Below are 26,751 nucleotides of genomic sequence, written 5' to 3'. Positions count from 1 at the left end.
TGAAGGTTCAGCGGTGCAGCGCCACCCACTGGTCGTCGACGCGGCGGATGCGGATGCGGTGGTCGAACACGGCCTCGACCGCCGCATGGGTCGCGCTGTCGCCACAGGGGCCGTGGTGGATCAGCCGGCCACCGGCCATCACGGCCAGGTCGTCGGCGGCCAAGGCGGCATGCAACTCGTGCAGCACGGTGACCACGGTGCGGCCGGCATCGGCCAGGGTGCGGGCCAGCGCCAGGCAGTCGGCCTGGTGCGGCGGGTCGAGGTTGGCCAGCGGCTCGTCCATCAGCAGCACGCCCGCCTCGACGGCCAGCGCGCGGGCCAGCAGCACCCGCTGCCGCTCGCCGCCGGAAAGCTGCGACAGCGCGCGGGCTCGCCAGTCCCAGGCCTGCGTCCGGCGCAGGGCCTGCTCCACGGCGGCATGGTCGGCATCGGACGGCGCGGCCAGCCAGCGTTGATGCGGCAGCCGGCCGAGCATGGCGACGTCGTAGGCCGTGAGGTCGTCGGCGGCCGGATCGGCCGCGCCGCCCTGCGCCAGCCAGGCGAGGCGGCGGGCGCGCGCCCGGTGAGGCCAGGTCGAAAGCACCTCGCCATCGAGCAGAACCTCGCCGCCCGAGGGTGCAAGCAGTCCGGCCATGGCCTTGAGCAGCGTGGACTTGCCCGCGCCGTTGGGGCCGACGATGCTGGTCCAGCGGCCGGCGTTCAGGGCCAGCGTCACGCCGTGCAGCACGGGCGCACCGCCCAGGCGCGCATGGAGGCCATCGACCTGCAGTACCGGCGCCGCGTCGAATGCGGCGCGGCCGGCCTGCCCTGCGTCGGCTTCCTGGCCTGGGAGGGGTTCACCGCGGCCCTGTCTGCCGCGCGTCATGGTGCCGCTCATCGGCCGCTCCCGCGCGAGCGTCGGTGCATCAGGAAGAGCAGGTAGCCGCCGCCGAGCACGGCGGTGAGCACGCCCACCGGCAGCTCCTGCGGCGCGATCAGCCAGCGCGCCAGCAGGTCGGCCGCCATCAGCAGCGCGCCGCCCATGAAGGCCGACAGCATCAGCAGCCCCGCATGCGTGGTCTTGATGATCGAGCGCACCAGGTGCGGCGCCGCCAGGCCGACGAAGGCGATCAGCCCCGTCTGCGCCACGGCGGCGCCGGTGGCCAGCGACAGCACCGCCACCAGCGCGGCCCGCATGGCCGGCAGCGGCAGGCCCAGGCTGGCGGCCGTGGCCTCGCCCAGGGCCAGGCCATCGAGCACAGGCGCCAGCAGCCGCGCCGCGATCAGGCATCCCACCAGGGCGACCGCCATGATGGCGCAGGCATTCCAGCCCACCAGCGCGGTGTTGCCCAGCATGAAGACCACCAGCGCCTGCAGGATGTCGGCCGAGGACAGCGTGAACAGGTCCTTGATGGCGCCCAGCACCATGCCCACGATCACGCCGGCCAGCAGCAGGCGCAGCGTGTGCTGGGCGCCGCGGGCCAGGGTCAGCGTGAGCAGCACGGCCGCCACGGCGCCCGCGAAGGCCGCCCCGGTGAGACCCAGCCGCACGCCCCAGGCCGCCGCGGCGGGCGATCCGCCGATGGCGCCCAGCGCCAGCGCCACGCCCAGGCCGGCGCCCGAGGCGCTGCCCAGCAGCCAGGGATCGGCCAGCGGGTTGCGGAACAGGCCCTGTGCCACGGCACCCGCCAGGCCCAGCAGCGCGCCCGCCAGCCAGGCGCCGGTGGTGCGCGGCAGGCGGATGTCGCGCACGATCTGCCAGGCGATGGGATCTTCGGCCAGTTGCCACAGGCGCTCGACACCGGTGCTGCCCACGGCCGCGCCCAGCGCACCCAGCAGCAGGGCCGCCAGCAGCAAGGCCAGGGTCAGCACCCGGGCGCGGCGGCCCTGCTGCAGGTGGAGGGCCATCACTCGGCCAGGGGCCGACCGGCCAGGCAGTCGGCCATCAGGCGCGCGGCCTCGCCCATGCGTGGGCCGGGGCGCACCAGCACGTCGGCCTGCGCGGCACTGAAGCGGCAGATGCGTCCGTCGCGCACGGCGCGGATTCCGGCCCAGCCAGGGCGCTGCTCCATGCCAGTGGCACTGCGCACGCCGACCATGATCAGCTCCGGATCGGCCCGCACCACGAACTCGGGGTTGAGCTTGGGAAAAGGCCCCATCGCCGCCGGTACGATGTTGCGCGCGCCCAGGCGAGTCAGCGTCTCGCCCATGAAGGAGCTCTCGCCCGCCGCATAGGGGCCGTTGTTGACCTCGAAGTAGACACGCTGGGCGCGGCGCGCGGGCGGCACGGACTGCGCGGCGGCGTCCAACTCTCCCTGCAGGCGCTGCCACAGCGCGGGCGCGCCCGGCTGGCCCAGCAGCGTGCCGACCTTGGCCATCACGCGCTCGACGTCGGCCTGGGTCTTGGGCTCCAGCACCGCGACCTTCAGGCCCAGGGCCTCCAGCCGTTCGACCACGCGCGAGGACTTGGCCAGCAGCACGAGGTCGGGCTTCAGGGCCACGACCGCCTCGACATTGGGATCGATGCCGCCGCCGACCTGCGGCAGGTTGCGCACCGGCGCCGGCCAGTTGGAATAGCGGTCCACGCCCACCAGGCGCTCGCAGGCGCCAAGCACGCAGACGGTTTCGGTGAGCGAGGGCAGCAGCGTCACGATGCGCTGCGGCGGCTGGGCGAGGCGCACGGTGGCGCCGCGTTCGTCCACCACCTCCACCGGGGCGGCGAGCAGGGCGGGCGCGGCGGCGGCGAGCAGCAACGCGGCAAAGGCCGCGCGCAGGGCGCGGCCGGTGCGCAGGAGGGGCCAGGTCGTCATCCGTTGTCCTTCACGGTCAGGGGCAGGCCGGCCACCATCAGGGTGACGCGGCGGCAGGCGGCGGCCACATGCTGGTTGAGCTGGCCCAGCGCGTCGACGAAAGCCCGGGTTTCTTCGCCCAACGGGATCACGCCCAGGCCGATCTCGTTGCCGACCAGCACCACGGGCCCGGGCGCCCGCGACAGCGCCTCCACCAGCAGCAGGGCCTCGGTGCGCCAGTCGGGCAGCGCGGCGCGCTGCGGGTCCAGCTCAGGCGGCATCAGCAGGTTGGTCAGCCACAACGTGAGGCAGTCGACCACCAGCAGCGTGTCCGGGCGGCTCAGCGCGCCGATCAGCTCGGGCAGGCGCAGCGGCTCTTCCACGGTCTCGAGGCCGGGCACGCGCTCGGCCCGCTCCTGGCGATGGCGGGCGATGCGCTGCGTCATCTCGGCGTCCCAGGCCTGGGCGGTGGCGATGAGCACGGCCCGCCGCCCGGGCGCGCCGGCCAGCCAGTCGCCGGCCGCGGATTCGGCGCGGCGCGACTTGCCGCTCTTCTGGCCGCCGAGGATGAATTCGTGGGCGTTGTCGGTCATCGGGAGGCCGATGTTCGCAGCAGGGGCCGGCCGTCGAAGAGGCGGGCCGCAGCCACGGGGTCGGAGGGAAACCAGGCGTGGAAGTAGCTGGCCCGCACCGGCCCCTGCGCATACAGCGCCTCGCCAGCATAGGCCTTGGGCTCGGCACCGGGCCGCGCGCTGCGCGCCAGGGGCGCCAGCGCCGTCTCGCAGCGCGAGTAATGGAAGGTGTGGCCGCGCAGCAGCCCGCCGTCGATGGCGAGCCATTGCGAGCCCAGGCCCGCCAGACGCGGCTGCATCACGGTGCGGCCGGGCAGCAGGCCCCACAGGCGATGACTGCGGCCTTCCTTGTCCACCAGTTCGTCGAACAGGCTCATCATGCCGCCGCATTCGGCCCAGATCGCACGGCCCTGCGCCACATGCGCGTGCAGGGCTTCGCGCAGGTCGGTGCGCGCGGCCAGGCGCTGGGCATGCAACTCGGGATAGCCGCCCGGCAGCCACAGCGCATCGCAGTCGGGCAAGGCGTCGCCCGCCAGCGGCGAGAAGAAGGCCAGCCGCGCGCCGAGCTGCGCCAGCAGGTCGAGGTTGGCGGCGTACAGGAAGCAGAAGGCCGCATCGCGGGCGACGGCGATGGTGCGACCCGCCAGCAGCGCCGGCACGGGCGCGGCTGCAGGCGGCGCCGCGAAGTCGACCTGCGGCAAGGCCGCGAGGCCGCCCTGCCCCATCGGCGTGGCGGCCAGTGCGTCCGCTGCGGCATCAAGCCGGGCCAGGCCGTCGTCCAGCTCGGCGCTGGCCACCAGGCCCAGGTGCCGCTCGGGCAGGCCGAAGTCGGCGCTGCGCGGCAGCCCACCCAGCCAGTGCGCCGGATCGCGCAATGAGCCACGCAGCATCTCGCCGTGGCGCTCGCCGGCCACGCGGTTGGCCAGCACGCCGGCCCAGGGCAGGCCCGGGTGGTAGCTCTGCAGCCCATGCGCCAGCGCGCCGAAGGTGCCGGCCATGGCGCCAACATCGATCACGGCCAGCACCGGCAGGCCCAGGCGCTGGGCCAGGTCGGCCGCGCTGGGTTCGCCATCGAACAGACCCATCACGCCCTCGACCACGATCAGGTCGGCCTCGCACGCCGCGGCGTGCAGCCGGGCGCGGGCATCGGCCTCGCCCGTGATCCACAGGTCCAGCGAATGCACGGGCGCGCCGCTGGCCAGTGCCAGCCATTGCGGATCGAGGAAATCGGGCCCGCACTTGAAGGCCCGCACGCGCCGGCCCTGCCGCGCGTGGAGCCGCGCCAGGGCCGAGGCCACGGTGGTCTTGCCCTGGCCCGAGGCCGGGGCCGCCACCAGCACCGCGGCGCAGGTGGCGGGCCCACGGGCGCCGTCGGTCAGCGCGGCGTCCACTTCAGGCCCACGTAGGCCGTGCGGCCGGCCGTCGCGTAGTTGTTGGCCAGCACGTAGTTCTTGTCGGTGGCGTTGTCCAGCCGCGCGACCAGGCGCAGGTCGGGGCGCAGTTGCACGCTGCCGTACAGGTTGAGCAGGCCGTAGCCGGCCAGCACGATCTTGTTGGCCGTGTCGTCGAAGCGGCGCGAGGCCAGTTGCACCTCGGCCCCCACGGTCCAGATGCCCTGCGTCCAGTCGCCGCCGAAGGTGGCATAGCGCTTGGCACGGCGGGGCAGTTGGCGGCCGGTCTCGGAATCCTTCGGGTCCTGCACGTCGATGGAGCCGCGCAGGGTGAAGTGGTCGCCGAAGCGGTGGTCGGCGGCCAGCGTGGCGCCCTGGTACACCGCGCGTCCCACGCTGGCGTAGCAGCCGAAGAGCGAGGCGCAGCTCGTGCTGGTGCTGCTGAACACGATCAGGTTGCGCACCCGGTTCTCGTAGACCACCAGGCTGGCGTTGGTGCGGCCATCGCCGTAGCGCAGGCCCACCTCGGCATTGCGGCCGGTCTCGGGCTTGAGGCTGGCGTCGCCGTATTCGCTGAAGCGCTGGTACAGCGTGGGCGCACGGAAGGCCGTGCCGGCCGCCGCCGTGACGCGCCAGTTGCGCACGAACTCGTAGCCATAGGACGCGCTGCCGGTGGTCTTGCCGCCGAACTCGCTGTCGTCGTCGTGGCGCACGTTCAGTTGAACCGTGTGCGCACCCTGGTGGAAGCCGTAGCCCAGGGCCACGGCGTCCTGCGCGCGGTCGCGGTTCAGGGTCTTGCGCCAGTCGGTGAGCGAGGGATTGAGCAGTTCGTCCTCGCGGCGCTCCAGCGCGGCCGTGAAGCGGTGCGGGCCGTACTTGCCCTCGGCCTGCAGCAGGTAGCCGCGTAGCTGGGTGTCGGTGATGTAGGTGGTGCTCGGGTAGCCGGCATAGCCCGCCGCGATGCGGGCCGAGGTGGTCTCGTAGCGGCTGTTGCTGTCGGTCACCTGCAGCAGCGTCTTCCAGTGCTCGGTCCACTGGGCCGTCCAGCTGAGGCCCGCCGTGCGCAGGTGGTAGAGGTTGCGGTCGTCGGTGGCCGTGGCCAGGCGGTAGCCGGTGCCGGAGGTGGCGTCGTAGCCCGACGTGGTCTCGCTCTCCAATACAGTGGCCTCGATGCGGTGCTGCGCGTTGATCTGCCAGCCCAGCCGCACATTGCCCGAGGTCGCACGGTAGAGGTCGTCGTCGGGGTTGTGGTTGATGTTGGGCGTGCGCACGTCGAAGCCGCGCGTGGTCGTGTAGCCGGCGCCCAGCGAGTAATCGAAGGCGCCGGACTTGCCCGACAGGCCCACCTGCGCATCGCGCAGGCCGCGGCTGCCCGCACCCACGCTCACGCTGGGCGAGAAGCCGTCTTCGCCGCGGCGGGTGAACAGCTGCACCACACCGCCGATGGCGTCCGAGCCGTAGACGGCCGCGGCCGGGCCGCGCAGCACTTCGATGCGGTCGATCTGTCCGAGCGGCAGCGACTCCCAGGCGGCGCCGCCGGTGGATTGGGAGTCGATGCGCACGCCATCGAGGTAGACGGCGGTGAAGCGCGTCTCGGCGCCACGCAGGAACACGCTGGTGGTGTTGCCGATGCCGCCGTTGCGCGAGATCTGCACGCCGGGCAGGCGTGCCAGCAGGTCGGCCACGCCGGTGGCGCCGCTGTTCTCGATGGCCTGGCGATCGATCACCGACACATCGGAGACCAGCTCGGACAGCGGCTGCTCGACACGGGTGGCGGTGACCACGGTTTCCTGGAGGGTTGCCGTCTGGGCCAGCGCGCCCAGCGGCGCGAGAAGGGTCATGGCTGCAGCCACGGAAGACAGGGGACAGGTGCGCGACAAGGCGCGCGCGGAAGAACCAACGCGGACGATCATGGTGTGGAAGCCGAAGCTCCGTGAAGCATGTCCCTGGCCGGCCTCCCCGCCGGCGATGGGACGTCATGGCGGCCGCGCTCCTGTGGAGGGCGCGCGGCCGCCGCCTGTGTTGGCCGGTATCCGGGCTGGCAGCACGCGCCGGCCGCCTTCCCAGGGATCGCGTGTCGACGATCTCCAGTGGCTTGCTTGGACGACGTGGCGCATGGACGAGACATGCGCCGGCTGCTTCACCGTTGCGGGGGCAGCGCAGGCTTGCCGGTGGCCGGCGTCGGTCCGATCCTGCTTCCTGCCGAGGGGCGAAAGGGTTCGATCCCGGTGCCGGCCTTGCGCGCTGGCATGCGCGCGGGCTCCTGCTTCCCGTTGAACTGCGACGCGCGAACCGCGTCGCGAGCACCAACAACGGCGCGCATTGTAGGCAGACGCCGACAGGCCGGCCCCTACAATCGCCGACCATGTCTGCACCGAGCCCCATCGATCAGATCGCCGAGCGCGTGGAACGGCTGCTCGTCCGCCACGAGGAAATGCGGCGCACCAATGCGCTGCTTGTGCAGCAGGTCGATGCACTCACACGCGAGCGCGACGCGCTGCGGGCCCGGCTGACAACGGCCCGCACCCGCATCGACGCCATGCTGGAACGGCTGCCGGCCGAGCCGGCCTCCGACGCCGACGCATCCACATCCACCTCCGCCGCGCCATGAATCAGATCGAAGTCCGGATCATGGGCCAGAGCTACCTGCTGGCCAACCCCGACGATGGCGAGCACGCCCTGCGCGAGGCCGTGGCGCGGGTGGACGAGGCGATGTGCAGCATCCGCGACGCCGGCAAGGTGAAGGCGCGCGAGCGCATCGCCGTGCTGGTCGCCCTCAACCTGGCGTACGACCTGATCCAGCACGAATCGGCGCCTGCGCCTACACCCGCACCGGCTGCGATGGACGAAGGCGATCCCGAGCGCGCAGCGCAGCTCATCCGCCGCCTCGACCAGGCCCTGGCCGGCGACGGATTGCTGCTGTAGCGCGGCGGCGTTTACGCACGTCTCGGGCTGCCTTGCAAGCCCCGCGCAACAAGGCCAACACGGCGCATGGGACACTGCAGACCGGTCGCAACCGACGCATAGAATGGCCTCGTCTGCGGTGCCGCCGGGCTTTATATTTCCTTGAACCAATGCTCTATGGAGCCCGGGCTTGGTACATCGCCTGGCAAGCGTGATCATCTCGCGTCAGATGAACCCAATGCCTTGCTGCCCTCGCCCACCTGAACCCTGCGTTCAGGATGACGGTCCGGTCGCATTCGCAGACACCTATTCCTTCAACGGCCCCTCCACGGGGCCGTTGTCATGTGTGCCCTTCCCCGAAGCACACGCGGGCCCTGCACCGCACGCATCACGACACCCGGAGACTCCATGAGCATCGAACCCCTGCTGATCGTCGAACTCGGCCTGCTCGGGCTGGGCGCCGGCTTCCTGGCCGGCCTGCTGGGCATTGGCGGCGGCATGCTGATGGTGCCCTTCCTCACCTACATCATGAGCACGCGCGGCGCCTCGGCCGACCTGGCGGTCAAGATGGCCATCGCCACCTCGATGGCGACCATCATGTTCACCTCCATCAGCAGCGTGCGCGCGCACCACAAGCGCGGCGCGGTGCGCTGGGACATCGTGCGGCACTTGGCGCCCGGCATCGTCATCGGCAGCCTGGTGGGCAGCCTCGGTGTGTTCGCGCTGCTCAAGGGCTCGGTGCTGGCCATCTTCTTCGCGCTCTTCGTCGGCTTCTCGGCCACGCAGATGTTCCTGGACAAGAAGCCGGCCCCCAGCCGGCAGATGCCCGGCACTGGCGGCCAGCTGGCGGCGGGCGGGCTGATCGGCTTCATCTCGGGCCTGGTCGGCGCGGGCGGCGGCTTCATCAGCGTGCCTTTCATGACCTGGTGCAACGTGGCGATCCATGCGGCGGTGGCGACGAGCGCGGCGCTGGGCTTTCCCATCGCCGTGGCCAACGTGGTGGGCTACATCGCCAGCGGCTGGTCGGTGCAGGGACTGCCGCAGGGCGCCTTCGGCTACATCTGGCTGCCGGCGCTGGTGGTCATTGCCGTGTGCAGCGTGCTGATGGCACCCCTGGGCGCGCGCGCCGCCCATGCACTGCCCGTGAGGAAGCTCAAGCGCGTCTTCGCCAGCGTGCTGTATGTGCTGGCGGCCTACATGCTGTGGAAGGGGCTGAGCGCCTGAGGCCGCGCCTCAGGGAACGCTGGCGGTGAACCCGAGCTGTCCGCTGTAGGTGCCGGCGGCCGGCATGCCCGGCATGCCCAGACTGAAGGTCCAGTTGGCGCTGCGCTGCGTGACGAGGTTGCCGAATGCCGTGCCCGCCACCGTGACGGCCGCACCCGATCCCGACGCGGGGACAGGCGGTGCCGGCAATCCGGCATTGTCGGAAGCGATGGCGATCCCGTTCATGCTGATGCTGGCGCTGCCGCTGCTCAGCGCCGAGATGACGGAGGCCTGCAGGCTCACCGTGCCGGCATTGCTGGCCACCTCGACCGGCAGCACGTTGTTGCTGGCCGTCACGCCGTAGCCGGGCGCCGCCCCGCTCCACGACACGCTCTTGTTGTTGCCGTTGGTGGCGGCCGCGGAACCCGCCGGGATCGTCGCGCCGAGGCTGAAGGCCACCGTCGCCAATCCCGCGCCGGCCGGGCCGACGCGCAGGTAGACGAACTTGCCGACGTCGATGCGGAAATCCAGGCGCGCGGACGCGCTGTAGGGGCTCGTGGCATCGCTGACCTGCTCGGCGCGGGCGGCACCCGCGCCAGCCGCGCAGGCGGCCAGCAGCACAAGGCAGGCCGCGCCGCGTCGCGGACTCACCGGAACTCCGCCTCCACGCGGAAGCTCCCCTCCTCCCAATCGAGCAGGCCGGTGGTCCTGACCGGCAAGGGAAGCGACTTGGGCACGAGGCCTTCCTCCGGCCGCGGGCTCAGCAGCAACTGCCGCGTCTGGCCGGGCATCACCGGCGTGCCCTCGGCCAGCCATTCCTGCTGGCGCCCGTCCGCGCCGCGCGCGTCGAGCGAGCCGCTCAGGCGACCATGGGCATCGCCGTCGTTGCGCACCACCACCACCGGCTGACGCCGGCCCTGCTGCTCTCGCATGCCAGCGCTCTCCAGCACCAGCCGGGGCGCGGCCCCGCCCACTGCGACATAGACGGCCACGGCGATCCGCCCGCTCACGGGCAGGCGCAGGTTCAGGCCCTGTTCGCGCACGAGGGCCTGGTAGGCGGGCTCGACGCCCTCGATGGCGATCATGAAGCGGCACTCCTGGCGCGGCGCGTCCGGCGGCACGTCGATCTGGAAGCGGAACCTGCGCTTTTCCATCGGCCCGAGCTTCAGACTCCGGCGCTCCAGCGTGACCCAGGGCCGGCAACTGCCGGGCAGCAGTTCGTCGTGGTAGCCGATCTGGCCTTCGGCCGTGTAGGTCCAGTCGAGCGTGCGCAACGTGAGGTCGGTCGTCGCATTGCCCATGTTCTGCAGGTCGAGGACCTGGCCCACGCGGTCGCCGGGCTTGGACGCCAGCTCGTAGCGGGAGGGCGCCGCACCCAGCTCGAAGGGCGCGGCAAACACGGGCATGGCCACGGCGCCCGCGACCAGCAGCGCGGCACGAAGCAGGGTCCGCACGGCGGCCACCGGCGCCATCCGCGGCGCGGCGGGGCGTGCGCGCGCCCTGGAAAGACTTGTCATGGCATCACCTCGATGTCGAAATAACTCTCCACGTCGAAGGGCCGTCCCGCGACGGGCCGCCATTCGCGCAGGTCCAGCCTCAGCCGGAGGTCGAGCCGCTCGACCATCCATGGGCCCGGCACCACCCCCGCCCAGACCAGTCGCCGGTCGCCGGCCATTGCCGAGCCGCTGGCGAAGGCGCCACCACCCGACCATTCGACGAGCAGGCCGGCGGGCGAACGCAGTCCGCTGACGAACGCCGGGATCACGTGGTGGATCCGTGCGCGCCGGCCGACGTAGGCGGCAGTCGCCAGGCGGTACTCGACACCGCGGAACGTGACCCAGGTATAGGGTGCGCCGGGCTCGCGGGCGCCCAGGTCCAGCGTGGCCTGCACGCGCGCACGGGGCGAACTCGAATCGTCCAGACGCTCCGCCCGGACCGGCGAAGTCCCAGCCAGCAACAGGCACGTCAGCAGCAGAAGCCGGCCCGCTCGGCCGAAGGGTGCACGCCCCATGGTCAGTTCATCGTCGCCGTGAACGTGACGCGACCGCGGTAGCTGCCCGCCGGATACAGGGTGCCGTTGACATAGCTGAAGCTCAGCGTATTGGTCATCTGCGTGCGGCTGCTTCCCAGGAACAGGGTCTGCAACAGGCCCGGCAGCGCGAACTGCGCCAGTTGCTGGCTCGCGGAGCCGTCGAAGCTTCCGTTCTGGATGTCGTTGCCCGCATTGGTGCCGGTGTCGAGGTTGGCCGACACCCAGCTGATGGCGGAGAACGGGATCACCGTCGATCCGCAGCTTGCCGGCGTGATGCAGGGCAGCCCCGCCGACGAGGACGCGGTGAGCGTCGCCACGGTGGGGCCGAAAAGGCTGCCCTTGTCCGCCGACACCGTGATGGCGATGGCCCCCGCGCCTGCGCCGGCAATGACGCCGGGGCTGGGCGCCACGTTGGCATTGCTGACATCGAATCGGACCTCGTCGATCGTCCCGCCCGCCGAGCCCACCCTCAGCGTGATGCCCTCCGAGACCGAGAGGTAGGTCGTCAGCACCACGGCGCCCGCCGGCGACGGGCAAGCCACCAGCGCAAGCCATCCCAGCAGGACGGCGCCGATGCGCACGCGCACCGGCCCGCCTGCCCTGCTCTGCCGCACGAGCCGCACCGCGGGGCCCTCAGACGCCGGAGGCGGTATAGGTCACGGTCGCGCTGTAGCTGCCCGCATTCCAGCTGGCCGGCGTGCCGCCCAGCACATAGGCCCAGGTGCCGCTGGCCAGTGCATTGCTGCCGAAGGAGGTCGAGGCGCAGGCGCCCAGGTTGGCCCCCGGGTGCGACAGCGAGCCGGTCGCCGTGACCGTGAAGCTCGAATTGGGTGGCCCGCCCGTCGCCGGCACCCACGTGCTGACGGCGCAGTTGATGGTGCCGGCGCCAGCGTTGGTCCAGGCCGCCACGGTCAAGCTACCCGGTTGGTTGCCGGCCGCGACCGTCGGCGCGGCGCCATCCCAGGGCACGGCCGTGTTGTTGCCGGTGGCGGGCGTGGTCGGCGCCGCGGGAATGCTGATCGACGGCGTCCAGCCCAGGTTGGCCTGCACGGTACTGGCGGCGCCGACGCGCAGCAGGATGAGCTTGGGCACGGTCACCGAGAGGTTGACCCGGCCCGTGGCCGTGAGCGTGCCCGTGCCGGCGCTGTTGTAGCCATAGGTCGATTCGGCCGCCGCCGGGAAGGCGGTGGCGACCGTGGCAGCCAGGACGGCGCAGAGCCGGACGGCAGGAAGAAGGACGCCGTCGCGGGCCTTCTGCGTGCCCGATGAGCGGATCGGGAGGTCCTGTGGGCAACGCGCGTGGCGCGTGGTGCGGTGGTGCGTGGAGATTCGCATGCTGGTCACACCCCCGTGGCGGTGTACGTCACCGTGGTGGTGTACGCGCCAGCCGTCCAACTGGACGCCGTGCCGCCCAGCGCATAGGCCCAGGTGCCCGTGGCCAGCGTGTTGCTCGTGAAGCTGGTCGACGCGCAGGCGCCCAGCGTCGCGCCGGGATGCGGCAGGGTCCCCGTGGCCGTGACGGCGAAGTTGGCATTGGCCGGCCCGCCCGTGGCGGGGCTCCAGGCGGCGACGGAGCAGTTGATGGTGCCGGCCCCGGCATTGGTCCAGGCGCTGACCGTGAGCGCGCCGGGGTTGGTGCCTGCCGTGACCGTCGGCGCATTGGCGTCCCAGGCCACGGCCGTGTTGTTGCCTGCCACAGGGACCGTGGGCGTCGCCGGAATGCTGTAGGTCGACGTCCATGACAGGGTGTCGACCGTCGTGTTGGCGCTGCCGATGCGCAGCAGGATCAACTTGGGCACGGTCACCGACAGGTTGACGCGCGCCGTGGCCGTGACGGTGCCGCTGCCCGCCGCGTTGTAGCCATAGGTGGACTCGGCCAGCGCCGTGCCGCTCACCAGCGCCAGGCCGGCGAGCGCGCCGACCAGCAGGTGGCGCAAGGACAAATGCTTCGATGTCATGGGGATCCTCTCTGTTGTGGTGAAGGGGCTGCCGGGCCGGCGCTCATGGCGCCTCCCTGGCCAGGGGAATACGGAGATGGGCCGTGCCCCGCAAGGGCACGTCCACGGCCTGGGCGGCACCCGCGTCCGACCAGGGCAGCGGCACGCTCTCGGTCGCCACGCTGATCTGGTGCCGACCGACGGCGACCGTGGGAAAGGCGAAGCGGCCGTCGCCATCGGTGGTGGTCCGGTAGCGTCCATCGAGGACGACCTCCACGCCGCGGGCGCCCCGTTCGCCCGCGCCCGGCAGGCCGTCGCCATCGGCATCGAGGAACACGCGGCCCTCGATGTCGCCGCTGCCGGCGCCCCCGGGGCCGCGCTCGCCCAAAGGCGCATAGGCCTGTCCGGCCTGACCTTGCCAGCGGACATAGAGGTAGACCGACTTGTCGTTGCTGCGATAGACCTGCGGTGCATCGAATGCCGCGGGCACCAGCGCCGAACGCGCCTGGTTGAGGCTCAGCATCGCGCCGATGCGCCAGCCGGCGGCCAGGGCCTTGTCGAGCGACACGCTGCCCGACAGCCCGCGGCTGGCCGACAGGTTGCTGCTGCGGGAGGTGTAGCGCAGGCTTCCCTGCAGATCGAGTGTGCCGCCCAGGCTCTGCCGGAACTGGACACCGGCCGTGGGATAGCGCTGGGTGGCCGCCCGGCCCTCGTCGCGGGCGTAGCCCAGCGTCGTGGTCAGTTGCATCGCACGGCCGGCGTTGCGGGCGTCGAACCAGTCCTGCTCCCAGGACAGCTCCTGCCCAGTGGCGGCATCGCTCTGCGCCGCCACATAGCGGTTGCGCTGCACCGTCAGGGCGAGGCGACTGCGCGGCAGGTTGGCGAAGCGTGTCTGGGCGAAGACCGTGGCCGCCATGCTGCGCTGGGTGAGGGCCGGGTCGGAAGCGCCAGCCAGGCCTACGCCCGACGGGTCGGCCTCGCTCAGGCTGCGGACCCGGGTGGCCTGGATGTTGCCGCCGAGCAGCGTGTCCCGGGCCGCCACGTATTGCGCGTTGGCGGTGTAGGCCCATCGTGAGCGGTCTGCACCGGCGCGCGTTGGGTCGAGCGGCGAGCGGTCGGCATCGACGCCCGCGCCCCAGCTCAGCCTGGCGCTGCTGCTGTCGATCCGCCAGTGACCGCCGCGGGTGCCGGTCCACAGCAGCGCATCGCCGAAATGCAGGTTGGGCTGTGCCGCATAGGCGCTGAAGCTGTGCCGGACGCCGCCGAGCCGCACGGCACCCTCGCCGAAGAGGCCAGCCGCGCTGCCCTGTGCGACGCCGGCCGTGCGCGTGCCGACGCTGCTGGCGACCAGGGTGGCGCGCAATCGCAGGTCGCCCTCGCGCAGTGGCCACGGATTGCGCCCGACCGATGCGGCCATGCTGCGCACATCCTTGCTGCCCGTGCCCTGGCCGGTCAGCCTGTCGGTGTAGTAGGCAGGAACATCGCTGGCCTGCTCGACCTGCAGGGCGGCGAAGAGGTCGCCATCGAGCTTGCGGGTCGTCCCCAGCCAGCTGCGGCTGCCCTGGCTGCGCTCGAAGGCGGGGTAAGGTCCGCCCACCATCCAGCCGCGCTGGCCGCTGCCCATGCGCCACTCGCCCCCGTCGTCGATGAGCCGCACGGACGCGCCCCGCAACGGGGTGGTGCCGAAGGCCAGCCGATCGTGACGGAGCAGGCCGTCGGTGCGTTCGGCATGGAAGTCGCCCACCGTGACATCGGCGAAGCGCCGGGGCGTCAGCGGCAGTCCCAGCACCCGCAGGGTGAACCGGCCGCCGCTGGGCTCGCTCGACATGCCCAGCGTGCCGGCGCCGTACAGGCTCGCCTCGGGATCGCCGCGGTAGGCGCGGCCGTCGAACTGCAGGGACCAATCCCCCAGATTGAGGGTCTCGCGCCGGTATTCGGCGCGGATGCCAGCCTCGGCGCCCCGCGAGGTGCCCGACCCCGTGGCCGCCGACCGGCCCCAGCCCGCGCGGGATTCCAGCAACCAGGCGCGCACGCCCTCGGGTGCCTCGGCGGCCGACGAGTTCTCCGCGTCGCCGGCCCCCGGCGGGGTGTCGTCCATGACCCGGTCGATGTAGGTGGGTGGCCCCTGCTCCAGTTGGCTGCGCAGCCGCGCCTGTTCCGCCTCGAAGCGGCTCATCGGCTGCACCCGGAGCTCTCCGCCCGCGATCGTCTGGGCAGCGCTCGGCACGAGGCCCGCGACGTAGACGCATGCCACAGCGGCCAGATGGATGGGGAGAAGGCGCAGCTGCACATGGAAGGGCTTCAACCCAGAACGCCCGGGTTGTGCGGACCGGCGCGGCGGCCCACGTCACGCGCTCGCAGCCAGCCGTGTGCGAGCGGATCGGAGGAGATGGAAGGGGTTGTCGAAGGAGGCGTCGACATGGCGGGCGCGTGGACTCCTGAAGCCTGGATGGTGGGGTGGCAGGGCGGGTCCCGCGCTGCACCAGCACCGGCCACCCCTGACTTGAAAACTCCTTCCGAAGGTATTCCGAAGTGCTTTGGCGCCCAAGAAACTTCTTGACAGGCGGTCTCGTCAGCAGCCCATAGCCGACAAAAGGTGATGAACCGTGAAGATTTGACTCAGCGTCCGGACCACGGCGGCTGGCCGATGCCGGTTGGCCGGTTCAGGCGCACCAGCGCGCGATGTCGTGCTGGAGGTCTGTCCACAGCGCGTAGGCCGCGACGGCCATGAGCAGGACCCCGGCGATGCGGCTGGCCCAGGCGGGCTGGGCGCCATCCGGTCCGCGCCGCAGCAGATGCCAGAGCCAGGGCACGCCGCTGAGTGCCGCCGCGCCCCCCAGCGCGAACAGGCCCATCACGAGGGCGCCCTGCAGCGGCTGCGACGCCAAGGCGGCGAGCATGAGGGCCGAATAGAGCATGCCGCAGGGCATGAGGACCCAGGCCGCGCCGAGCAGCAATCGGCGCGCCGGGCTGGCCGCGAGCGGCCGCAGCCGGCGCAACGTGGCCGCCCCGACCCGCGATGCCCACAGCGGTTGCCGCCCGGCGATGGCCAGCACCATGCCCCAGGCCAGGATGCCCGCGTGCAGCAGCACCCAGACCGGCCGCAACAGAGAGATGCCATCCCGGAGCCATGCCAACGTGTCGAACGCCGCGGCCACGACCGCGCCGGCGGCGGCATAGCCGAGCAGCCGCCCCAGCTGAAACGCCACGGATGGCGCGGCCGGGCGATGCGCCGCAGCAAGGCCTGGCCCGGAGGCATCCACGCGCACCAGCGGCACAGCCTCGCGCTGCACGGGACGCGGCGGCACGAGCGCAGCGCAGGCCGGCCCGCACATGACGGCGCAGTGGGGCGCGCCCGTCAAGCCCAGCAACAGGGCCGACACCGCGAGCGCACCGGAGGCGTCCATCACCCGCGTCAGATGATGCGCGAGAAGCGCGTGCGTGCGCGGTCGGCCTGCAGGTAGCGGTCGAACACCATGGCGATGGCGCGCACCACGTACCAGCCGGCCGGCGTGACCTCGAGTTCGCGCGCATCCAGGCGCACCAGCCCCTGTTCCGCCAGGGGCTGCAACGCCTGCAGCTCGGCCGCGAAGTACTGGCGGAAGTCCACCAGATTGGCGGCGCCCATGGCCTCGAAGTCGATGCGGCCCTGGCACATGATGGCCATGATGACCGCGCGGCGCACCACGTCGTCGCGGCCCAGGGCCAGGCCGCGCACCACGGGCAGTTGGCCCTGCTGCAGGCGGTCGCGGTAGTCCTCCAGCGTCTTGGCGTTCTGGCTGTAGCTGGCACCGACGCGGCCGATGGCCGAGACGCCCAGGCCGATGATGTCGCAGTCGGGCTGGGTGCTGTAGCCCTGGAAGTTGCGGTGCAGCCGGCCCTGGCGCTTGGCGATGGCCAGGGCATCCTCGGGCACCGCGAAATGGTCCATGCCGATGTAGACATAGCCCGCCTCGCCGAACACGCCGATGGCACGCGACAGCATGTCGATCTTCGTGGCAGCGTCGGGCAGCTCCTGCGACAGGATCCGCCGCTGCGGCTTGAAGCGCTCGGGCAGATGGGCGTAGGCGTACAGGGCGATGCGGTCGGGCCGCAGCTCCACCACCTGCGCCAGCGTGCGCTCGAAGGACGTGCTGTTCTGCCGCGGCAGACCGTAGATCAGGTCGGCGTTGATCGAGGTGAAACCCAGCCGTCGTGCCGCTGCCATCAGCGCGAAGACCTCGGACGCGGGCTGGATGCGGTGCACCGCCTTCTGGACCTGCGCATCGAAGTCCTGGATACCGAAGCTCAGGCGGTTGAAGCCCAGCGCCGCCAGGTGCGCAAGCCGGGCCTCATCGACCGTGCGCGGGTCGACCTCGATGGAGCATTCGGCGCCGGGCAGGAAGTCGAAGGACTCGCGCAGCGCCGTCATCAGGGTGGACAGCTCCTCGTCGCTGAAGAAGGTGGGCGTGCCACCACCCAGGTGCAGCTGGCTCACCGGCTCGCCCCGGCCGAGTTCGGCCACCTGCAGCCGCAGCTCGCACAACAGGTCCTGCAGGTATTCCGCCGCGCGCTCGTGGTGGCGCGTGATGATCTTGTTGCAGGCGCAGTAGTAGCAGAGCGACTCGCAGAACGGGATGTGCACGTACAGCGACAGCGGCAGCGCACGGGCGCCGGCCGCTTCGCGGCGCTGGACCAGGGCCTGGGCATACTCAGCGGGGCCGAAGGCCTCCACGAAGCGGTCGGCGGTCGGGTAGGAGGTGTAGCGCGGGCCCGGCACGTCGAAACGGCGCAGCAGCGACGTCGACAGCACCGCGGGCTCGGCCGCGCAGGAGGACGGGATGGGCAGGGAACTCATCGCAGCAGGAGGGCACAGCAGCGCCAGGGTTGTTGCCTCTAATGTGCGTTCGAAGCCATGATCGGCGCTTGATCCACATCAAACAGAAAGTTGATCGCTGTCGGAGAATGACTGACACGGGAGCTTTCGGACGCCACAGACCCCACGAGCGAGGCGTCGGGCCGTCCCCCACCCTACAGAGTCGGACACACCATGACCCCAGAATCCATCAAAGTCGCTTGTTCCAACTGCAACCTGCGCGAGTTGTGCATGCCCGTGGGCCTGTCGCCGGAGGAACTGCAGCGACTGGATTCGCTGGTCGCCACGCGCCGCAAGGTGCGCCGCAAGGAACTGCTGTTCCACAACGGCGAGCAGTTCGTCTCGCTCTACGCCATCCGCACCGGCGTGTTCAAGACCCGCATCACCTCGGAGGACGGCCGCGACCAGGTCACCGGTTTCCAGATGGCCGGCGAGATCATCGGCCTGGACGGCATCGTCAACGACCGCCACACCTGCGACGCCGTGGCGCTGGAGGATTCCGAGGTCTGCGTGATGCCCTTCGACCGCATCGAGGAACTGTCGCGCGAGGTGTCGGCGCTGCAGCGCCATGTGCACCAGATCATGAGCCGCGAGATCGTGCGCGAGCATGGCGTGATGCTGCTGCTGGGCAGCATGCGGGCCGAGGAGCGCCTGGCCGCCTTCCTGCTGAACCTGGTGCAGCGCCTGCATGCGCGCGGCTTCTCGGCCTCCGAGCTGGTGCTGCGCATGACCCGCGAGGAAATCGGCAGCTACCTGGGCCTCAAGCTCGAGACGGTGAGCCGCACCCTGTCCAAGTTCGTCGACGACGGCATCGTGGAGGTGAACCAGCGGCATGTGCGCATCCTCGATGCGGAGGCGCTACGGCGGATGGTGAACCCCACGGTCTGCGCCTGAGGCGCGAACGGCGGCCGGCTCGCGCAAGTCGACCGCCGCATCGGCAGACGAGAGGGACGCCACGGCGTCCCTTTTTCATTGCTGGGATCTTCAGGCCGGCCCGCCCGGCCCCGGCTGCGCATTGACCTGGGCCGGCGTGCGCATCAGCAGTGCCGTGGTCGCGCTGCACACCATGGTCACGACCCAGAAGCCGAAAAAGCCCAGCGCGTAGATGGCCTGCCGCGGCATCTCCAGCACATGGCCGAACCAGCGCAATTCCGCCGGATCGACGAAGCCGAAGACCAGGAACTCCATCAGGCAGGCGGCCAGGAAGGCCGGCCAGGCGATGGCCATCAGGCAGTGAGGCTGGCGCAGCATGCGAGGAGTCTCCGTCTTCTGGTTTGCGGGGCGCCGACGTCCCCGCGGGCGGCCGCGCAACGGGGCCTGCCTGGGCGTGGAGGGCCGTGCCGGTGAGCGACGCGCCATGTCAAGGCTGCGCGGGAGGCAGGTTCCGCGTGGGGGTCGTCACGTGGTTGCGGGCCTGCTGCGCCGGCGTCAGCGCACGCTGGGCCTCCAGGGTGCGGTTGATCTCGATGCCCCGGCGGTAGTAGTCCGCCTCGATCACCGGATCGGGGCTGTGCACCGCCAGCCACAGCGTGGCAAAGCCGGCCACCACCACCACCGCCGGACCGCCCACCACCATCCACATCAGCGGATGGCGCCACCAGGGACCGCTGGAGGGCTCGACCAGGGAGGCGGAAGCAAGCGTCGTCGGGTTCGTCATGGGGTCCTCGTCGTGATGGATGCGAAGTCGATGCGTCGGGCAGTCAGCGCGGCACCAGGAAGGCGGCCTTCTCGGCCACATGGGCGCCGCCGCCCTCCTCGCCCACCTCGATGCGCACGCTGTGCGAACCGGGGGCGGCACTGCCGTAGGGAATGCTCAGCCGCACGGCCACCCAGCGGGCCTCGGCCGGGCCGACTTCCACCGGCGTGTCGGGCGAGACGGCGATGCCATCGAGCCCCTGCGCCGCCAGGCGGTACTTCTGTGGGCGCTCGGTGGCATTCATGATCTGCAGGCGGTAGACGTTCTCCAGCCGGCCGCCTTCGGCGATGCGGGCCAGCGACGCCCGGTCGCGCACCACGTCCACCTTCAGCGGCGTGCGGGCCACCAGGCTGACGAGCATGCCCACCACCAGCAGCATCAGCACCGAGGCATAGATGAGCACGCGCGGCCGCAGCACGCGGCGCCACAGCTGCGCGCGGCTCCAGTGGCCGGCCATGCCGTTGACCGTGTCGTAGCGGATGAGGCCCTTCGGGTAGTTCATTTTCTCCATCACGGTGTTGCAGGCGTCCACGCACTGGCCGCAGCCGATGCATTCGTACTGCAGGCCCTGGCGGATGTCGATGCCCGTGGGGCAGACCTGCACGCACAGGTCGCAGTCGATGCATTCGCCCAGGCCGCGGGCCTTGTAGTCCACGCTGCGGCCCCGCGGCGCCCGCGGCTCGCCGCGGCCAGGGTCGTAGGTGACGATCAGCGTGTCGCGGTCGAACATGGCGCTCTGGAAGCGCGCATAGGGGCACATGTACTTGCACACCTGCTCGCGCATGAAGCCGGCGTTGCCGTAGGTGGCGAAGGCATAGAAGAAGACCCAGAACACCTCCCAGGAGCCCATCTGCGTCTGCAGGAAGGCCAGGCCCAGCTCACGCACCGGCGTGAAGTAGCCCACGAAGGTGAAGCCGGTCCACATGGCGATGGCGATCCACACGATGTGCTTGTAGGCCTTCTTGACCAGCTTCTCCATCGAGAGCGATTCGCCGTCCAGCCGCATGCGCGCCGTGCGGCTGCCTTCGATCTTCTGCTCCACCCACATGAAGATCTCGGAGTACACCGTCTGCGGGCAGGCATAGCCGCACCACAGCCGCCCCGCCACTGCGGTGAAAAGGAAAAGCGACAGCGCCGAGATGACCAGCAGGCCCGACAGGTAGATCAGGTCCTGCGGATACAGCACCAGCCCGAACAGGTAGAAGCGCCGCGATGCCAGGTCGAACAGCACCGCCTGCCGCTCGCCCCAACTCAGCCACGGCAGGCCGTAGAACACCAGCTGCGTGGCGAACACCATGGCCCAGCGCCAGCGCGCGAACAGGCCCTGCACCGCGCGCGGGTAGATCTTCTTGCTCGCGGCGTACAGCGACACGGCCTCCTCGGCCGGCGGCTCGGCGGCAATGGGGATGACGCGCCGAGGGTTGGGCGTGGGCGCGTTGGAGGATGCGGACATGGCGTTGGGGCGCCCGCGGGCGCCTTCGTTCGTGGGGATCAGGCTCGGAGGGTCATGAAGCCACTCAAGGCTTGGCCGACGCCGTGGTGGCGTTGTGGGACAGGCCCCAGACGTAACTCGCGAGCACGCGGATTTGCGCCTCGGTCAGCCGCTCGTTCTGCGCCGGCATCACGTTCTGCTTGCCGTTGTTGACCATGGCCATGATGGCGGCCTCGCCGTAGCCGTGCAGCCAGATGTTGTCGTTGAGCCGCGGGGCGCCCAGCGCCTGGTTGCCGCCGCCGTCGGCGCCATGGCAGGCCGCACAGACCGCGAACTTGGCCTTGCCCAGGCCGGCGCGCACCGAGTCGTGCGGGCTGCCCGACAGGCTGAGCACGTAGTTGGCCACGTTCTTCACGTCGTCCGCGCTGCCCACGGCCGCGGCCATGGGCGGCATGACGCCGACGCGGCCCATCGTGATGGTCTCGATGATCTTGTCGGGCGTGCCGCCGTGCAGCCAGTCGTTGTCGGTCAGGTTGGGAAAGCCCTTGCTGCCCCGCGCGTCCGAGCCGTGGCACTGGGCGCAGTTGTTCATGAACAGCCGCTCGCCGATGGCGCGCGCTGCGGGGTCGGCGGCCACCTGCTCCACCGGCGCACTGGCGAAGCGCGCATAGACGGGGGCCAGCTCCGCATTGGCCTTCTCGACCTCGGCCTTGTACTCGCCGGCCGAGCTCCAGCCCAGCTTGCCCTGCACACTGCCCAGGCCGGGGAAGAAGGCCAGGTAGCCCACCGCGAAGACGATGGTGATGATGAACAGGCCCACCCACCACAGCGGCAGCGGGTTGTTGGCCTCGCGCAGGTCCTCGTCCCAGACGTGGCCGGTGGTGTTGTCCTTGTCGGCGACGACGCGCTTGCGCGCCGTCATCCACAGCAGGATCGCGCAGCCCAGGATGCTCAGCACCGTGGCGGCGATGACGTAGTTCGACCAGAAGTTGTTGATGAAGTCGCTCATCGTGATCTCTCTCGTTCGATGCGTTGGCGCGGTGCGCTCAGTCCTGCTCGAAGGGCAGGCGTGCTGCCTCCTCGAAGCCGGCACGGTTGCGCCGCGCATAGGCCCAGGCCACGATGCCCAGGAAGAGCACGAAGCACACGACAGTGGCGATGGAACGCAGGGTGGTCAGGTCCATGATGTGGGTACTCCTCGTTCGCTTACTTCAGGGCACGGCCCAGCGACTGCAGGTAGGCGATGGTGGCTTCCATTTCGGTCTTGCCTTCGACGGCAGCCTGCGCGCCGGCGATGTCCTCGTCGGTGTAGGGCACGCCCACCTTGCGCAGGGCCCGCATGTGGGACGGCAGGGCCGCGGCGTCCACGGTGTTCTTCTCCAGCCAGCTGTAGGCGGGCATGTTGGACTCGGGCACCACGTCACGCGGGTTGTTCAGGTGGATGCGGTGCCACTCGTCGCTGTACTTGCCGCCCACGCGCTGCAGGTCGGGGCCGGTGCGCTTGCTGCCCCACTGGAAGGGGTGGTCGTACACGAACTCGCCGGCCACCGAGTAGTGGCCATAGCGCAGCGTCTCGGCGCGGAAGGGGCGGATCATCTGCGAGTGGCAGTTGTAGCAACCCTCGCGCAGGTAGATGTCGCGGCCGGCCAGCTGCAGCGCCGTGTAGGGCTTGAGGCCGGCGATGGGCTCGGTGGTGGACTTCTGGAAGAACAGCGGCACGATCTCCACCAGGCCGCCGACGGCGACGACCAGCAGGATCAGCACGATCATCAGGAAGTTGTTCGTCTCGACCTTCTCATGCGAGAAGCCGGTGGACGTGGAGGGCGTCGTCTGGCTCATGTTCTTGTGCTCCGTTCGTTCAGGCATGCGCCGCTTGCGGGGCCGGGATGGTGGCGCGCACCGCACGGCCCGAGATCACGGTCATCCACACGTTCCAGGCCATGACCAGCATGCCGCCCAGGTACAGCAGGCCGCCCAGCAGGCGCACCACGTAGAAGGGGAAGGTGGCCTTCACGCCTTCGGCGAAGGTGTAGGTGAGCGTGCCGTCGGGGTTGATCGCGCGCCACATCAGGCCCTGCATCACGCCGGCGATCCACATGGCGGCGATGTAGAGCACGATGCCGATGGTGGCCATCCAGAAGTGCAGCTCGATGGCCTTGATGCTGTGCATCGTGGTGCGGCCCCACATGCGCGGGATCAGGTAGTAGAGCGAGCCCATCGAGATCAGGCCCACCCAGCCGAGGGCGCCGGAGTGCACGTGGCCGATGGTCCAGTCGGTGTAGTGGCTGAGGGCGTTGACCGTCTTGATGGACATCATCGGGCCCTCGAAGGTGGACATGCCGTAGAAGGACAGGGCCACGATCAGGAAGCGCAGGATCGGATCGGTGCGCAGCTTGTGCCAGGCACCCGACAGGGTCATGATGCCGTTGATCATCCCGCCCCAGCTGGGCGCCAGCAGGATCAGCGAGAACAGCATGCCCAGCGACTGCGTCCAGTCCGGCAGCGCGGTGTAGTGCAGGTGGTGCGGACCCGCCCACATGTAGGTGAAGATCAGCGCCCAGAAGTGCACGATCGACAGGCGGTAGCTGTAGACCGGGCGCTCGGCCTGCTTGGGGATGTAGTAGTACATCATCCCCAGGAAGCCGGCGGTGAGAAAGAAGCCCACCGCGTTATGGCCGTACCACCACTGCACCATGGCGTCCTGCACGCCGGCATAGGCCGAGTAGCTCTTCATCCAGCCCGCGGGCACCTCGGCGCTGTTGACCACATGCAGCAGGGCCACCGCGATGATGAAGGCACCGTAGAACCAGTTGGCCACATAGATGTGCTTGACCTTGCGCGTGCCCACCGTGCCGAAGAACACGATGGCATACGACACCCAGACCAGCGTGATCAGGATGTCGATGGGCCATTCGAGCTCGGCGTATTCCTTGCCGGTGGTGTAGCCCAGCGGCAGGCTGATGGCCGCAGCCACGATGACGGCCTGCCAGCCCCAGAAGGTGAAGGCCGCCAGGCCAGGCGCGAACAGCCGCGTCTGGCAGGTGCGCTGCACCACGTGGTAGCTGGTGGCAAAGAGCGCGCAACCGCCGAAGGCGAAGATGACCGCGTTGGTGTGCAGCGGCCGCAGGCGTCCGTAGCTCAGCCAGGGAATGCCGAGGTTGAGATCGGGCCAGGTCAGCTGGGCGGCGATGATCACGCCGACGAGCATGCCGACCACGCCCCAGGCCACGGCCATCAGCGAGAACTGGCGCACGACCGTGTCGTTGTAGAGCGCCGCAGGTGAGTGGGAGGACTGCATCTTGGGAACCAGGTTGAGGAACTTGTAGGCAGTGTCCGACTCGGTTCCCGCCGGTCGATTGACGGAGATCAATCGCTTTGCAGAATGCGCGCGCCTTCCTGTTCCACGTCATCGAACTGGCCGCGCTCCACGGCCCACCACAGGCCCGCGATGATCAGCAGCACCAGCAGCACCGACAGCGGCACGAGCACGAAGAGGATGTCCATGGCCCTTCCCCCTCAGCCTTGCGGCACCAGCGTGGCATCCGCAGGCATGCGCTCCGCCGAGGCCACTGTCGGTTGGATTCCGCCGGCATCCATGCGCGACAGGCGTGCACTGTTGAGCACCACCACCAGCGAGCTGAGCGCCATGCCCAGGCCAGCCAGCCAGGCCGGCAGCCAGCCTGCCAGCGCCAGGGGCACGCACAGCGCGTTGTAGGCCGCGGACCCGACCAGGTTCTGTCGCACGATGCGCAACGTGCGCCGCGCCTGTGCCACGGTGTCGGGCACCGCCTGCAGCGAATCGGCCAGCACCACGAAGTCGGCGCGCGCCTGCGTGAGCGGCACGGCATTGCCGAAGGCGAAGGAGGCGTCGGCCTGCGCGATCACCGGCCCGTCGTTGAGACCGTCGCCCACCATGGCGACCGCCCTGCCCTGCGCCTGCAGGCGGCGCACCTCGTGCAGCTTGTCCTCGGGGCTGCAGCCGCCGCGTGCCGTGTCGATGCCGGCGCTGGCCGCCAGCCGCTGCGCGGCGGCCTCGCGGTCGCCGGAAAGCAGGCGTGGCACCAAGCCCTGGGCCTTGAGCCGCGCGATCGCCTCCGGCGCTTCGGGCCGCAGGTCTTCGGCGAGCGCGAAGCTGGCCACCCACCCCTCGTCGTCGCGCAGGTGGACCTGCATGGCGTCGGTCTGCAGCGCACGGGCCTCGCAGAAGGCCGCACTGCCCAGCCGCACATGGCGCGCGGGCGCATCGCCCTGCTGCGGCCGCAGGAGGCCCTGCACGCCCTGCCCGTGCAGTTCCTGCATTGCCTCGGCACGCCACGCGGGCGGAACGCGACGCTGCGCGTCCCAGGCCTGGCGCAACGCCCGTGCGGCCGGGTGCAGCGAACCTTCGGCCAGTGCCACCGCGAGTTCGAGTGCGTCGCCGGGCAGCGTGCCGCGGCGGCTGTAGACCCGGTCCAGCCGCGGCGTGCCGCGCGTGAGTGTTCCGGTCTTGTCGAAGACCACCGTCTGCGCCGTGGCCAGCGATTCCAGCGCCTGCATGTGGGCCACCAGCACGCCACGCCGTGCCAGCGCGCCTGCGCTGGCCAGCATGGCCGCGGGCGTCGCCAGCGAGAGCGCGCAGGGACAGGTCACGATCAGCACCGAGACCGCGACCATCAGCGCATGACCCGGGTCCACCGGCCACCACCACAGCGCCGCACCGCCCGCCGCGAGCACCACCGCCAGCAGGAAGGGCCGCGCGATGCGGTCGGCCATCGCGGCCAGCCGCGGGCGCTGCATGGCTGCGCTTTCCATGAGCGCCACGATCTGCGCGAAGCGCGTGCCGCTGCCCACCTGCCGCACGAGCACCAGCACGGGCGCCGACAGGTTGTGGCTGCCGGCATGCACCGTCTCGCCATAGGGCTTGGCCACGGGGCGCGACTCGCCGGTCAGCAGCGCCTCGTCGGCCAGCGTGTCGCCGTCGACCACGATGCCGTCGACGGGAAAGGCCTCGCCCGGCCGCACGCGCAGCACGTCGCCCACCTGCACGCGGCGCAACGGCACGCGCTCGAAGCCGCCGTGGATCTGCCGCCGCTCGGCCGTCTCCGGCAGGCGGCCGGCCAGCGCATCGAGCGCACCCGCCGTGCGGTCGCGCAGCCGAGACTCCAGCCAGCGGCCGGTGAGCAGGAAGAACACGAACATGGTGAGCGAGTCGAAGTACACCTCGTGGCCCAGCGCACCGTCGGGGTCGAAGGTGCCCGCCGTGCTGACCACGAAGGCGATGGCCATGCCCAGCGCCACGGGCACGTCCATGCCGATGCGGCCGTGGCGCAGATCGCGCCAGGCGCTGCCGAAGAAGGGACCGCAGGCGAAGGCCATGACGGGCAGCGTGAGCACCCACGAGGCCCAGCGCAGCAGGCGCTCGATGTCGGGCGTCATCTCGCCCGGGCCGGCCACGTAGGCCGGCAGCGCATACATCATCACCTGCATCATGCACAGGCCGGCCACCAGCCAGCGGAAGAGCGCGCGCCTTGCTTCCTTCTGCCGTGCAATGCGCAGCGAGGCATCGGCGGCGGGCGCGAAGCGGTAGCCCGCCTCGGCCACCGCGGCGAACCAGCGCGAGGGCTGCACCTGCGAGGGTGACCACACCACGCGCGCACGGCGGCTCGCGGCATTGACCGTCACCTTGCGCACGCCGGGCAGGCGCAGCAGGGCGTCCTCGATGGTGAAGGCGCAGGCTGCGCAGTGGATGCCTTCCACGCAGACCTGCGACTCCCAGTCACCGCCCGCGCGCAGTTCGTGGCCGAAGGCCGGCCATTCGGCCGGGTCGTCGAGGGCCGTGCGGGCCTGAACGTCGGCTTCCGTCGGTGCGCTGGCGGAGCCTAGAGGAAGGGCAGGTTGCATGGTCCGATGCTGCGCGCACGCACCCTCGCAGGCCTTGACCCTGGTCAAGTTTCGGCAGTGCCGGGCTGCCTATGCTGGAGC

The 26,751-nt window shown here is 70.8% G+C and carries 28 protein-coding genes and 1 riboswitch; of the genes, 4 read left to right on the top strand and 24 right to left on the bottom strand.

Annotated features, from left to right (window positions below; all coding sequences use genetic code 11):
- Window positions 1-7 precede the first annotated feature (7 nt).
- From ACT54X_RS04825 to ACT54X_RS04800, 6 genes are read right to left on the bottom strand one after another with little or no spacing between them, the layout of a single operon-like run.
- Window positions 8-865 carry an ABC transporter ATP-binding protein gene (locus ACT54X_RS04825; protein ID WP_476345340.1) on the bottom strand — a complete coding sequence of 286 codons (858 nt, stop codon included), beginning with the start codon at window positions 863-865 and terminating at the stop codon, window positions 8-10.
- Window positions 866-873: 8 nt separating this feature from the next.
- Window positions 874-1,887 (bottom strand): FecCD family ABC transporter permease, encoded by a 1,014-nt coding sequence (locus ACT54X_RS04820; protein WP_476345338.1) that lies wholly within the window; start codon window positions 1,885-1,887, stop codon window positions 874-876.
- Window positions 1,887-2,789, bottom strand: coding sequence for an ABC transporter substrate-binding protein (locus tag ACT54X_RS04815; protein ID WP_476345336.1), 903 nt, complete (start codon window positions 2,787-2,789; stop codon window positions 1,887-1,889). Before ACT54X_RS04815 ends, ACT54X_RS04820 begins: the two co-directional genes overlap by 1 nt.
- Window positions 2,786-3,361, bottom strand: a complete 576-nt coding sequence (locus ACT54X_RS04810) for a bifunctional adenosylcobinamide kinase/adenosylcobinamide-phosphate guanylyltransferase (RefSeq protein WP_294374674.1) — start codon at window positions 3,359-3,361, stop codon at window positions 2,786-2,788. The genes ACT54X_RS04815 and ACT54X_RS04810 overlap by 4 nt, the downstream gene beginning before the upstream one ends.
- On the bottom strand, window positions 3,358-4,731 hold the full coding sequence (locus tag ACT54X_RS04805) for a cobyrinate a,c-diamide synthase (protein WP_476345334.1): 1,374 nt from the start codon (window positions 4,729-4,731) through the stop codon (window positions 3,358-3,360). Before ACT54X_RS04805 ends, ACT54X_RS04810 begins: the two co-directional genes overlap by 4 nt.
- Window positions 4,716-6,572: a TonB-dependent receptor domain-containing protein gene (locus ACT54X_RS04800; protein ID WP_354318898.1), complete on the bottom strand. Its 1,857-nt coding sequence runs from the start codon at window positions 6,570-6,572 to the stop codon at window positions 4,716-4,718. The genes ACT54X_RS04805 and ACT54X_RS04800 overlap by 16 nt, the downstream gene beginning before the upstream one ends.
- A 166-nt stretch (window positions 6,573-6,738) precedes the next feature.
- Window positions 6,739-7,057: riboswitch (cobalamin riboswitch) on the bottom strand.
- Window positions 7,058-7,096: 39 nt separating this feature from the next.
- Here ACT54X_RS04800 and ACT54X_RS04795 point away from each other — a divergent pair.
- The 3 genes from ACT54X_RS04795 (at window position 7,097) to ACT54X_RS04785 (ending at window position 8,859) form a co-directional block, all read left to right on the top strand.
- On the top strand, window positions 7,097-7,342 hold the full coding sequence (locus ACT54X_RS04795; protein WP_017758338.1) for a hypothetical protein: 246 nt from the start codon (window positions 7,097-7,099) through the stop codon (window positions 7,340-7,342).
- Window positions 7,339-7,656 (top strand): cell division protein ZapA, encoded by a 318-nt coding sequence (locus ACT54X_RS04790; RefSeq protein ID WP_476345332.1) that lies wholly within the window; start codon window positions 7,339-7,341, stop codon window positions 7,654-7,656. Before ACT54X_RS04795 ends, ACT54X_RS04790 begins: the two co-directional genes overlap by 4 nt.
- Before the next feature lie 387 nt (window positions 7,657-8,043).
- The gene (locus ACT54X_RS04785) at window positions 8,044-8,859 is read left to right on the top strand and encodes a sulfite exporter TauE/SafE family protein (RefSeq protein WP_354318895.1); all 816 of its coding nucleotides are present in this window, start codon (window positions 8,044-8,046) and stop codon (window positions 8,857-8,859) included.
- A gap of 9 nt (window positions 8,860-8,868) precedes the next feature.
- On the opposite strand, the gene ACT54X_RS04780 is transcribed toward ACT54X_RS04785, so the two are convergent.
- The 9 genes from ACT54X_RS04780 to hemN all read right to left on the bottom strand — a co-directional run bounded on the left by ACT54X_RS04780 (window position 8,869) and on the right by hemN (window position 17,644).
- Window positions 8,869-9,489 (bottom strand): hypothetical protein, encoded by a 621-nt coding sequence (locus ACT54X_RS04780; protein ID WP_476345330.1) that lies wholly within the window; start codon window positions 9,487-9,489, stop codon window positions 8,869-8,871.
- Window positions 9,486-10,355 (bottom strand): COG1470 family protein, encoded by an 870-nt coding sequence (locus tag ACT54X_RS04775; RefSeq protein WP_294374652.1) that lies wholly within the window; start codon window positions 10,353-10,355, stop codon window positions 9,486-9,488. The genes ACT54X_RS04780 and ACT54X_RS04775 overlap by 4 nt, the downstream gene beginning before the upstream one ends.
- Window positions 10,352-10,849: a hypothetical protein gene (locus ACT54X_RS04770; protein WP_476345328.1), complete on the bottom strand. Its 498-nt coding sequence runs from the start codon at window positions 10,847-10,849 to the stop codon at window positions 10,352-10,354. Before ACT54X_RS04770 ends, ACT54X_RS04775 begins: the two co-directional genes overlap by 4 nt.
- 2 nt (window positions 10,850-10,851) lie before the next feature.
- Window positions 10,852-11,457, bottom strand: a complete 606-nt coding sequence (locus tag ACT54X_RS04765) for a hypothetical protein (protein ID WP_476345326.1) — start codon at window positions 11,455-11,457, stop codon at window positions 10,852-10,854.
- A 46-nt stretch (window positions 11,458-11,503) separates the two neighbouring features.
- A complete protein-coding gene (locus ACT54X_RS04760) occupies window positions 11,504-12,205 on the bottom strand; it encodes a hypothetical protein (protein ID WP_476345324.1) in 702 nt (233 codons plus the stop codon).
- Window positions 12,206-12,210: 5 nt separating this feature from the next.
- On the bottom strand, window positions 12,211-12,828 hold the full coding sequence (locus ACT54X_RS04755; RefSeq protein WP_294374643.1) for a hypothetical protein: 618 nt from the start codon (window positions 12,826-12,828) through the stop codon (window positions 12,211-12,213).
- A 43-nt stretch (window positions 12,829-12,871) separates the two neighbouring features.
- Window positions 12,872-14,983 carry an SdrD B-like domain-containing protein gene (locus tag ACT54X_RS04750; RefSeq protein WP_476345322.1) on the bottom strand — a complete coding sequence of 704 codons (2,112 nt, stop codon included), beginning with the start codon at window positions 14,981-14,983 and terminating at the stop codon, window positions 12,872-12,874.
- A 487-nt stretch (window positions 14,984-15,470) separates the two neighbouring features.
- Complete coding sequence (locus tag ACT54X_RS04745; RefSeq protein ID WP_476345320.1) at window positions 15,471-16,214, bottom strand: sulfite exporter TauE/SafE family protein; 744 nt, start codon at window positions 16,212-16,214, stop codon at window positions 15,471-15,473.
- An 8-nt stretch (window positions 16,215-16,222) separates the two neighbouring features.
- Window positions 16,223-17,644, bottom strand: coding sequence for an oxygen-independent coproporphyrinogen III oxidase (gene hemN / locus ACT54X_RS04740; protein WP_476345318.1), 1,422 nt, complete (start codon window positions 17,642-17,644; stop codon window positions 16,223-16,225).
- A 192-nt stretch (window positions 17,645-17,836) separates the two neighbouring features.
- Here hemN and fnr point away from each other — a divergent pair, with 192 nt between their 5' ends.
- Window positions 17,837-18,556, top strand: a complete 720-nt coding sequence (gene fnr, locus ACT54X_RS04735; RefSeq protein ID WP_234193990.1) for a fumarate/nitrate reduction transcriptional regulator Fnr — start codon at window positions 17,837-17,839, stop codon at window positions 18,554-18,556.
- A 90-nt stretch (window positions 18,557-18,646) separates the two neighbouring features.
- On the opposite strand, the gene ACT54X_RS04730 is transcribed toward fnr, so the two are convergent.
- The 9 genes from ACT54X_RS04730 to ACT54X_RS04690 all read right to left on the bottom strand — a co-directional run bounded on the left by ACT54X_RS04730 (window position 18,647) and on the right by ACT54X_RS04690 (window position 26,670).
- Window positions 18,647-18,913, bottom strand: coding sequence for a hypothetical protein (locus tag ACT54X_RS04730; protein WP_234193989.1), 267 nt, complete (start codon window positions 18,911-18,913; stop codon window positions 18,647-18,649).
- A gap of 109 nt (window positions 18,914-19,022) precedes the next feature.
- A complete protein-coding gene (locus ACT54X_RS04725; RefSeq protein ID WP_476345316.1) occupies window positions 19,023-19,319 on the bottom strand; it encodes a FixH family protein in 297 nt (98 codons plus the stop codon).
- 43 nt (window positions 19,320-19,362) lie between these two features.
- Window positions 19,363-20,811: a cytochrome c oxidase accessory protein CcoG gene (ccoG, locus tag ACT54X_RS04720; protein ID WP_476345314.1), complete on the bottom strand. Its 1,449-nt coding sequence runs from the start codon at window positions 20,809-20,811 to the stop codon at window positions 19,363-19,365.
- 64 nt (window positions 20,812-20,875) lie between these two features.
- Window positions 20,876-21,799, bottom strand: coding sequence for a cytochrome-c oxidase, cbb3-type subunit III (gene ccoP / locus ACT54X_RS04715; protein WP_476345312.1), 924 nt, complete (start codon window positions 21,797-21,799; stop codon window positions 20,876-20,878).
- Window positions 21,800-21,836: 37 nt separating this feature from the next.
- The gene (locus ACT54X_RS04710) at window positions 21,837-21,977 is read right to left on the bottom strand and encodes a cbb3-type cytochrome oxidase subunit 3 (protein WP_081682489.1); all 141 of its coding nucleotides are present in this window, start codon (window positions 21,975-21,977) and stop codon (window positions 21,837-21,839) included.
- A 19-nt stretch (window positions 21,978-21,996) separates the two neighbouring features.
- A complete protein-coding gene (ccoO, locus tag ACT54X_RS04705) occupies window positions 21,997-22,629 on the bottom strand; it encodes a cytochrome-c oxidase, cbb3-type subunit II (RefSeq protein WP_295524774.1) in 633 nt (210 codons plus the stop codon).
- 19 nt (window positions 22,630-22,648) lie between these two features.
- Window positions 22,649-24,088, bottom strand: coding sequence for a cytochrome-c oxidase, cbb3-type subunit I (ccoN, locus tag ACT54X_RS04700; RefSeq protein ID WP_476345310.1), 1,440 nt, complete (start codon window positions 24,086-24,088; stop codon window positions 22,649-22,651).
- A 68-nt stretch (window positions 24,089-24,156) separates the two neighbouring features.
- A complete protein-coding gene (gene ccoS / locus ACT54X_RS04695; protein ID WP_017761492.1) occupies window positions 24,157-24,294 on the bottom strand; it encodes a cbb3-type cytochrome oxidase assembly protein CcoS in 138 nt (45 codons plus the stop codon).
- Window positions 24,295-24,306: 12 nt separating this feature from the next.
- The gene (locus ACT54X_RS04690) at window positions 24,307-26,670 is read right to left on the bottom strand and encodes a heavy metal translocating P-type ATPase (protein WP_476345308.1); all 2,364 of its coding nucleotides are present in this window, start codon (window positions 26,668-26,670) and stop codon (window positions 24,307-24,309) included.
- Window positions 26,671-26,751 lie beyond the last annotated feature (81 nt).

The organism is Pseudacidovorax sp. DMC4 (assembly GCF_056314265.1).
Note: the sequence above shows the minus strand (reverse complement) of the source record. Positions and strands in the feature narration are given on the sequence as shown.

Excerpts from the sequence above, each read along its gene's own strand:
- ACT54X_RS04815 (WP_476345336.1), bottom strand. The coding sequence starts at position 2,789 with ATGACGACCTGGCCCCTCCTGCGCACCGGCCGCGCCCTGCGCGCGGCC.
- ACT54X_RS04725 (WP_476345316.1), bottom strand. The coding sequence starts at position 19,319 with ATGACGAACCCGACGACGCTTGCTTCCGCCTCCCTGGTCGAGCCCTCC.
- ACT54X_RS04775 (WP_294374652.1), bottom strand. The coding sequence starts at position 10,355 with ATGACAAGTCTTTCCAGGGCGCGCGCACGCCCCGCCGCGCCGCGGATG.
- hemN (WP_476345318.1), bottom strand. The coding sequence starts at position 17,644 with ATGAGTTCCCTGCCCATCCCGTCCTCCTGCGCGGCCGAGCCCGCGGTG.
- ACT54X_RS04760 (WP_476345324.1), bottom strand. The coding sequence starts at position 12,205 with ATGCGAATCTCCACGCACCACCGCACCACGCGCCACGCGCGTTGCCCA.
- ACT54X_RS04730 (WP_234193989.1), bottom strand. The coding sequence starts at position 18,913 with ATGCTGCGCCAGCCTCACTGCCTGATGGCCATCGCCTGGCCGGCCTTC.
- ACT54X_RS04785 (WP_354318895.1), top strand. The coding sequence starts at position 8,044 with ATGAGCATCGAACCCCTGCTGATCGTCGAACTCGGCCTGCTCGGGCTG.
- ccoN (WP_476345310.1), bottom strand. The coding sequence starts at position 24,088 with ATGCAGTCCTCCCACTCACCTGCGGCGCTCTACAACGACACGGTCGTG.
- ccoS (WP_017761492.1), bottom strand. The coding sequence starts at position 24,294 with ATGGACATCCTCTTCGTGCTCGTGCCGCTGTCGGTGCTGCTGGTGCTG.
- ACT54X_RS04820 (WP_476345338.1), bottom strand. The coding sequence starts at position 1,887 with ATGGCCCTCCACCTGCAGCAGGGCCGCCGCGCCCGGGTGCTGACCCTG.
- ccoG (WP_476345314.1), bottom strand. The coding sequence starts at position 20,811 with ATGTCCGCATCCTCCAACGCGCCCACGCCCAACCCTCGGCGCGTCATC.
- ccoO (WP_295524774.1), bottom strand. The coding sequence starts at position 22,629 with ATGAGCCAGACGACGCCCTCCACGTCCACCGGCTTCTCGCATGAGAAG.
- ACT54X_RS04795 (WP_017758338.1), top strand. The coding sequence starts at position 7,097 with ATGTCTGCACCGAGCCCCATCGATCAGATCGCCGAGCGCGTGGAACGG.
- ACT54X_RS04745 (WP_476345320.1), bottom strand. The coding sequence starts at position 16,214 with ATGGACGCCTCCGGTGCGCTCGCGGTGTCGGCCCTGTTGCTGGGCTTG.
- ACT54X_RS04800 (WP_354318898.1), bottom strand. The coding sequence starts at position 6,572 with ATGACCCTTCTCGCGCCGCTGGGCGCGCTGGCCCAGACGGCAACCCTC.
- ACT54X_RS04770 (WP_476345328.1), bottom strand. The coding sequence starts at position 10,849 with ATGGGGCGTGCACCCTTCGGCCGAGCGGGCCGGCTTCTGCTGCTGACG.
- ACT54X_RS04810 (WP_294374674.1), bottom strand. The coding sequence starts at position 3,361 with ATGACCGACAACGCCCACGAATTCATCCTCGGCGGCCAGAAGAGCGGC.
- ACT54X_RS04750 (WP_476345322.1), bottom strand. The coding sequence starts at position 14,983 with ATGAGCCGCTTCGAGGCGGAACAGGCGCGGCTGCGCAGCCAACTGGAG.
- ACT54X_RS04825 (WP_476345340.1), bottom strand. The coding sequence starts at position 865 with ATGACGCGCGGCAGACAGGGCCGCGGTGAACCCCTCCCAGGCCAGGAA.
- ACT54X_RS04790 (WP_476345332.1), top strand. The coding sequence starts at position 7,339 with ATGAATCAGATCGAAGTCCGGATCATGGGCCAGAGCTACCTGCTGGCC.
- ACT54X_RS04690 (WP_476345308.1), bottom strand. The coding sequence starts at position 26,670 with ATGCAACCTGCCCTTCCTCTAGGCTCCGCCAGCGCACCGACGGAAGCC.
- ccoP (WP_476345312.1), bottom strand. The coding sequence starts at position 21,799 with ATGAGCGACTTCATCAACAACTTCTGGTCGAACTACGTCATCGCCGCC.
- ACT54X_RS04755 (WP_294374643.1), bottom strand. The coding sequence starts at position 12,828 with ATGACATCGAAGCATTTGTCCTTGCGCCACCTGCTGGTCGGCGCGCTC.
- fnr (WP_234193990.1), top strand. The coding sequence starts at position 17,837 with ATGACCCCAGAATCCATCAAAGTCGCTTGTTCCAACTGCAACCTGCGC.